The 362-nt window shown below is 67.1% G+C and carries 1 protein-coding gene; it reads right to left on the bottom strand.

Annotated elements, in window-relative coordinates:
• On the bottom strand, positions 1–362 hold a 362-nt coding region (locus tag FPZ47_RS28025), incomplete at both ends, for an ATPase, T2SS/T4P/T4SS family (protein WP_168209598.1).

Genomic DNA, 362 nt, shown 5'->3' with positions numbered 1-362 from the left:
GACGCTGCCTTCGTGCGCGGCGTTGCCCAGCAGGTGCTGGGTGACCAGGTGCACGTCGGAGGACTCACCATCCCCGGCGATCAGAAGCGAGAACTCGGGCGAGTTCAGGGCGATCTCTTGCGCCAGGACGCGGCGGCCGTCAGTGCCGGGAAGGAGTTGTTGCGTGACGATCGCCTGCAACGCCTGGGTCAGCTGCACGCGGATCAGCGGCTGCTCGGTACGGGGGAATCGGGCGACGAACCCGGAGATGGTCTCGGCGGCGTTTCCGGCGTGGGTTGTGGTGATCACCAGGTGACCGGATAGGGCAATCTCGAGCGCCGCGCGCGCGGTCTCGACGTCGAGGATTTCGCCGAGCACGAAGA

This window comes from Mycobacterium helveticum (genome assembly GCF_007714205.1).
Classification (GTDB): Bacteria; Actinomycetota; Actinomycetes; order Mycobacteriales; family Mycobacteriaceae; genus Mycobacterium; species Mycobacterium helveticum.
The sequence above is the reverse complement of the archived record's forward strand: the minus strand, read 5'-3'. Positions and strand labels throughout refer to the sequence as shown.